Source organism: Streptomyces sp. NPDC018019, assembly GCF_044327805.1.
GTDB lineage: Bacteria > Actinomycetota > Actinomycetes > Streptomycetales > Streptomycetaceae > Streptomyces.
In genome coordinates, this window is sequence record NZ_JBIRGD010000066.1 from 1 (window position 1) to 5,748 (window position 5,748).

The 5,748-nt window shown below is 67.7% G+C and carries 6 protein-coding genes; 3 read left to right on the plus strand and 3 right to left on the minus strand.

Features of this window, described 5'->3' with window-relative positions; all coding sequences use genetic code 11:
• Positions 1-242: 242 nt before the first annotated feature.
• The 3 genes from ACH4FX_RS42980 (at position 243) to ACH4FX_RS42990 (ending at position 2,914) form a co-directional block, all read left to right on the plus strand.
• A complete protein-coding gene (locus ACH4FX_RS42980) occupies positions 243-896 on the plus strand; it encodes a hypothetical protein (protein ID WP_398487343.1) in 654 nt (217 codons plus the stop codon).
• 831 nt (positions 897-1,727) lie between these two features.
• Entirely contained in the window at positions 1,728-1,871 is a 144-nt protein-coding gene (locus ACH4FX_RS42985; RefSeq protein ID WP_398487345.1) for a hypothetical protein, read from the plus strand.
• Positions 1,872-2,140: 269 nt separating this feature from the next.
• Positions 2,141-2,914: a hypothetical protein gene (locus ACH4FX_RS42990; protein WP_398487346.1), complete on the plus strand. Its 774-nt coding sequence runs from the start codon at positions 2,141-2,143 to the stop codon at positions 2,912-2,914.
• A gap of 91 nt (positions 2,915-3,005) precedes the next feature.
• On the opposite strand, the gene ACH4FX_RS42995 is transcribed toward ACH4FX_RS42990, so the two are convergent.
• The 3 genes from ACH4FX_RS42995 to ACH4FX_RS43005 form a co-directional block, all read right to left on the minus strand.
• Positions 3,006-3,440, minus strand: a complete 435-nt coding sequence (locus ACH4FX_RS42995) for a hypothetical protein (protein WP_398487347.1) — start codon at positions 3,438-3,440, stop codon at positions 3,006-3,008.
• Positions 3,437-4,075 carry a hypothetical protein gene (locus ACH4FX_RS43000; protein WP_398487348.1) on the minus strand — a complete coding sequence of 213 codons (639 nt, stop codon included), beginning with the start codon at positions 4,073-4,075 and terminating at the stop codon, positions 3,437-3,439. The genes ACH4FX_RS42995 and ACH4FX_RS43000 overlap by 4 nt, the downstream gene beginning before the upstream one ends.
• Before the next feature lie 647 nt (positions 4,076-4,722).
• The gene (locus ACH4FX_RS43005; RefSeq protein WP_398487350.1) at positions 4,723-5,664 is read right to left on the minus strand and encodes a TniB family NTP-binding protein; all 942 of its coding nucleotides are present in this window, start codon (positions 5,662-5,664) and stop codon (positions 4,723-4,725) included.
• Between the last annotated feature and the right edge of the window lie 84 nt (positions 5,665-5,748).

The window sequence follows — 5,748 nt, forward strand, 5'->3', positions numbered from 1 at the left end:
GGTCAAGGCCTGGGTCATGCTCGAACTGCGCATCGCGGAATCAAATGATCGGCCCCTTTGCCGCAGGCTGCGGCTGGCAGCCCTTGCCGAGGCGCTCTATGCGTTCGGATCGGTGCTGGCCGAGTGGCGGGGCTCCGGTGACCGTGAGGAGCGCTGGCGTGCGCGGTGCCCGCGCCTTCGCCACCAACTAGCAAGACCGCCACGGCGCCCTCACACACGACCAGCGCCTGATCCCCTGGCACTTGTTCACCCTCGGCGGTACCTACGAGGATGACAGCCTCGCCGTCAAGGAAGCCGCGCAGTGCATGCGCATCCGCGCCCCCCTCGCCCAGACCCTGCACGCCCTGCCCGACGGAGCCGACTTCCATATGACCTCCACCCCGCCCCCGAACGACCCCGACCTGCTTTCCCACCACGAATTCGAGGTCTTCGCCGACTACTCCATCCTGCTGGTCCAGGACGAAGGCGCGTACCTGGGTGACCAACCTGACCCCGCCTGGTTCGACACACTGGCCGCGGACTGGATCAATACGGCCCCCGGCATCATCGGCATCGGCGCCGCCCGCCCCTTCGACGTTCCCGTCACCGTCGATGTGCGCCGCACGCCGTCGGCCGACGACGCGGAACGGCAGCAGGCCGACCACGTCACCGAGGCCGGCCTCACCCTCCCCTCCGGACGCCTGCTGATCTTCATGCAGGACTTCGATGATGGACTGCCCCGCATCTCCCTCGCCCCCGGGACCTACGCCGTGCGTATCTACTCCCACGGCCTGCGCACCGTCTCCGAGGATGGGCTGGAGGGCGAAGACCGCTACCACGTGGTGCTCTGGCCCACCGACGAGGAGCACTCCGCCCAGGTCCTCAAACGCTACCCCGAGCCCCTGCCCGGCGGCTGAGTCGCAGACTGTCGCCACATAGGCGGGCGTTCCCGCACACGGCGTCCTTCATCGCCAGCAGGCCCTTCGGGCTGCCGCTGCTGAAGACGAGGTAGAGCGGCTCCCTGATGCGGTGGCCGCGAGTGATGACCCGCGCACCGCCTTGGCACCGTCGCGGATCGACGCAGGAACGCGAGCGTCGGGCCGCGGCCGCCGCCGATGCGGTCCGGCCGGCGCTGGCGTGCGAGGACTGCGGACAGGAGCGGGCGGCCGGGCTGCGCGGGGCGGGCGGCTACCCACGCCGGACCGAAGCCGGGCTGGTCACGGCCACCTGGTCCGCCGATCTGACCGACCCGGACGACGTCGCCGCCATCATCGGTCAGGTCCGCGCGACGCTGGGCACCGACATCGAGGCCGCTCGCCAGCAGCTCCTGGAACTCGTGAGCAGGCTCTGCCGGAGTACCGCAGCAGTGCCCTCGCGTGGCTGGGCCAGACTGAGGAGACCGAAGCCGAGGCGCGGCGGGCGTACGAGACCGAGCAGGGGCGCTGCTGGTACCGGCACAACCCGAACGGCGCGGACGCCGTCGCCGCAGCGACGAAGGCCGCCGAGGCTGCCCGCGAGCGCACCGCCGAGTACCTGCTGGCGACGCGGCTGGAGCAGCTGCGCGAGCAGGCCGCTGAGCGCTGCTGCGAGGAATCCGCCACCACCACTCCCACGCGCTGCGCTGCCCCGGATCAAATGGGCGGTTGCTCGCGGCGGGACGGAACCGCACCGTGCGGCCGACAAGCCTTGCCGTCCCGCGATGTCTGTGCCCGCCACCGTGCTCAGGAGCTGGCCGGAGAGGTGGCGTGATGAACCAGATTCCCCAGGAACCGTCCGAGCTGGACGCCTGGTGGCGTGAGGCGCTCGGCGAAGACGTGGCCTACTGGGTGCAGCCCGTACAGGTTCCGTTGTGGGAAGTCCACGAGCCTGGCGCGCCACCGCGCAGCTCGTGAGCCGTCGCCCCGCAGCTGCCCCACCATGTCCCGGCTGTAGTGTTTCATCCGAGGACCGGGCATCTGGATCTGCGTCCGGACTCCCCGGCCTACGCCACTCAGCTGCGCCTGATCACCGCGCGGATCATCGCCGGCAAACAGCTCGGCTGGCACCGACGCGGAGCGCACGGTGCGGATCCTGCCCCGGGTGCCGCGCCCGCTCCCGGACCGCGCCGGAATCCCCGGCCATCGCGCCGGCCGCTCCGCAGGCTCCGGTGAAGAGGCGCGAGATGGGATCGGCCGGCTTCCACCAGGCACTCTCCGCGCACCTGGAGGCGGCCTCGCTGCGTCGTCGGGTGGGCCCGGCCATCGCGGAAGCGGTGCAGCGGCAGACCAGGCGGACGCAGGTCATGGCCGAGCACGACGCGGTTTTCAGCGGCGAACACTCCGGGCAGTACCACTTCCGCGACTTCTGGCGGGCGGACACCGGCATGCTCACCGCCCTACACGTCCTGGCGGCCCTCGGCGAACAGGACCGCCCGCTGTCCGAACTGGTCGCCGACTACTCCCGCTACGCCGCCTCCGGCGAAATCAACTTCGAGGTCAGCGACATCCCCGGCACCCTCGGCGACGCCACCGCCGGCCGCCTCGTCGGCCTCACCGTCGCCTTCACCGACGGCCGCTGGTTCAACCTCCGCCCGTCCAACACCGAACGGCTGGTCCGCCTCAATGTCGAGGGACCGGCCACCGCGTCCTTGACGGCCCTGCGCGACGAGGTTCTCGGCCTCGTCTGCTGGCCCACGGCCCCGGTGTTGTTCGGCCGGGTCCGGCCGAACAGCGCGACGCGCGTACGGTGCCCCTCCCGGGCTCTTGTGGGAGGGGCACCGTCGTATCCCGCTATCCGCCGCTGGCCGGCTTGCTCGTCGCTGACAACGCGATCAGGCGTCGTTGCCGGACCACCCTTGTCTGGTTCTTCGGCTCGTGTCCGAGTCCTACCGTCTCGCCCCCACCAAAGCCCAGGGGGAACAGGCTGCCGCCGCCTGCGGTCCCGGCCGCTCGTCTAAAGTGACCAGGACCGGTGGTGGTCAGGCCAGCGTTTTCGCCGCCGGTGCCCAGTTGACGGAAAGGTGTTGCTGCGTCCGGGTTTGAGTTTCGTCAGGAAACTCTCTCGAAGCGGAACTGTTGTGCGGTTTCCGCGGACACCGGAAGGTAGAGGCCGTCCTCGGCCCCCTGGCCGTTGACGCTGAAATCAACGCCCGCCTGAATGCCGGGTCCTGTGTTGAGCACAACCTCTACCTCTTGGTCCGCAGCGGAAGACATCTTCTTCTTCATGGACCACGTTCCGCTCCCGCCGACTGTGGCGTTCGGGGTTCCGTCCGGTGCGAAGCGTGCGGGTATCTTCACTCCGGTTGCCGTTCCGTCCTCACGCAGGGTCAGCTGGGCTCCGTGGGAGCCGGCCCAGGAGCCGATGACGTCACTGCGCTCCGCCGTCCCCGGCTTCATTGCGTCGATGGCGGCGAAGACCAGGAACCCCCCGGCGGCTAGCACCAGTACGGACGCCGCGATGGCCAGCGACACTTTCCTCTTCATCGGACGATCATTTCCTCTTCCCAAATAGCTTCCTGGACCTTTGTCCGGAATGGCCCGTCGATCTTGTCCGCTATGCCGGTCCAGGGCATGCCGACCCACTTCTCGACGAACGGCCTGAATTTCCCGGGTGGATGCAGGAGGGAGTTGATGGTGGTTTTATTCTCAATTCTAATCCGCAATCGGGTCTTACCCGTTTTTGCGTCTCGCGAGAGGACATCGAAATAATATTCGTATGAGCCGACGAAGGTGGCGGACGAAGTGCCGTACTTTCCCCCGGTGCGCGCCACCTTCTCGAACCCGGTGAACCCGTACGTCAGCAGGTCGGTCGCATCGTCGACCAGCCGGCTCCAGCCTTCATGCCGCACCAGACTGTATCCGCCGTTGTACCTTTTAGGATCTCCCTTGAGGACCTTTTCGCGGATCTCATCGCGAACAGTGTCCATCGAGTGGTCATTGCGGAGCTGCTCCGTGAACTCGTCTCCGGCGAAGAAGAAGTCCACCTTGTTGCCTGTTCCGGCCACCCACTGGATGCCGAGCTGGATCGCGCTCGGCGCGTTAGATCCTCCCTTGTTGTCCGCGCCGATGGTCAGCAGCTCCCGCCATGACTGTAGCTGCAGACGCATGACGTCTGACATGCCCGACTCCGCCCGCCGGGTCACCTCCTCTTGCTGCCGTCGGCGCTCCTCCTCATCGCGGACCTTGATGTAGTAGGTCGCAAGAGCATTTCCGTATGCCTTCTCGGTCGCAGCGGCGTCCTTTCCGGCGGCTTCGGCCGAGGCACGAGCCTGACGTGCTGCGGCATAGGCGGAGTCGGCGTCGGCGTTGGCCCGCAGCGCGAACGCGGATGCCCGGGACGCTTCGTACTCGGCTTTAGTGGCCTCATGTTCGGCCTGGGTGGCCGCGGCGTCGGCCAGGCGTGCCGACTTGTTTGCTGCGGCTGCCGATTCCTCAGCCGCCTTGGCGTAGTTGTCGGCTTCCGTGGCGTATTCCTGGGCCTTTTTCTGCGAGACGTCGGCGTTGTCTGCCGCATCCTTGGCCTCAGTCGCCTGCTAACGCTGGGAGGGGGGTTTGTTGGTGTGCCGGGTCGTTGGTGGCCTGGGGTGTTGTTGGTTTGTTGAGAGGCGGAGTTGGCGGTTCGACGGGGATGGTCGGGGTGTGTGGGCTGGGGTTATGCGTTCTGTGCTGAGCGGGGCTGGGTCTGTTGTAGGTAGTTCTAGCGTGTAAAGGCCCGGCTGGTATTTGTGCTGGTCAGGGTGTTCTGCCTGTTCGAGCGGGGGTGGCCTTATCGGCCTCGGCGGGGGCGGTGGTGGGTTTCGGCGAGGTGGTCGAGGCGGATGGCTTCGAGTGATCGTTTGGTGATGCGTTCGGTGCCGTCGTGGATGGCGGTGATGGCGGCTTGGCGGATGAGCCGGGTGAGGGACCCGATGCGGCCGGCGGTGCGCTGGTGGAGGTAGGGGGCATGGCGGGGGAGGGTGCCGGGTGTGTGGTGGGTGAGATCGAGGGCATTTTCGATGTCGGTGATGACGTCGCGGAATGGGTGGCGGGTGCCGTGGCGGGCGGGGAGGGGACCGCAGGTGATGAGGGTGGCACGTCCGGCGAGTTGGGCGCCTCGCACGCCGGTGAACAGGGGTGTGTCGGTGACGTTGATGCCGGCGTAGACGAACGTGGCGGGCAGACGTTCGCTGAGGTCTTTGATCAGGTCGGCGGTTTGGGCGCCGGTGGTGGTGCGGGGGTTGAGGCGGTGGATCTCGTCGATCATCACCAGCTGTACGCCTGCGGCGGTGTAGGTGTGGCAGACGGCGTCGGTGATCTGGGTCTGGGTCATGCGGGCGGCTATGGGGATGCTGAGGTAGCGGGCGAATTCGGTGACGAGGGTTTTCGCGGTCGCGCCGGGCGGGACCAGGACATACGCGACGGGTACCACTGCGTGCGCTGACCCGGGCGGTGCGGGGTTCTTGCGGATGTGGGCGAGGTGGCAGGTGCGGCCGACGTTCAGCAGGGCGGTCGTTTTCCCTGCTGCGGCGGGCCCGGTGACGATCAGTGAGGGCCGGGCGGTGGTCTGCTGGTAGCGGCCGAGGATCATCAGGGTGCGGACCTGGGTGACGAGGGTGTGGATGGCAGGGGTGCGGATGGTGACGAACGCGGAGTGGTAGGCGAGGCGTTCGTCGCGGCTGCGGGGCGGGGCGTCGGGCTGGGGCGGTGCGGGTGGGTCGGTGTGACGAATCCGCTAAGGATCACTGCCTACGCAATGCGCTGAGCTGCTAATCCAGTGATCGTTTCAGGATTGTCAGTCGTTGTGCCGTATCTG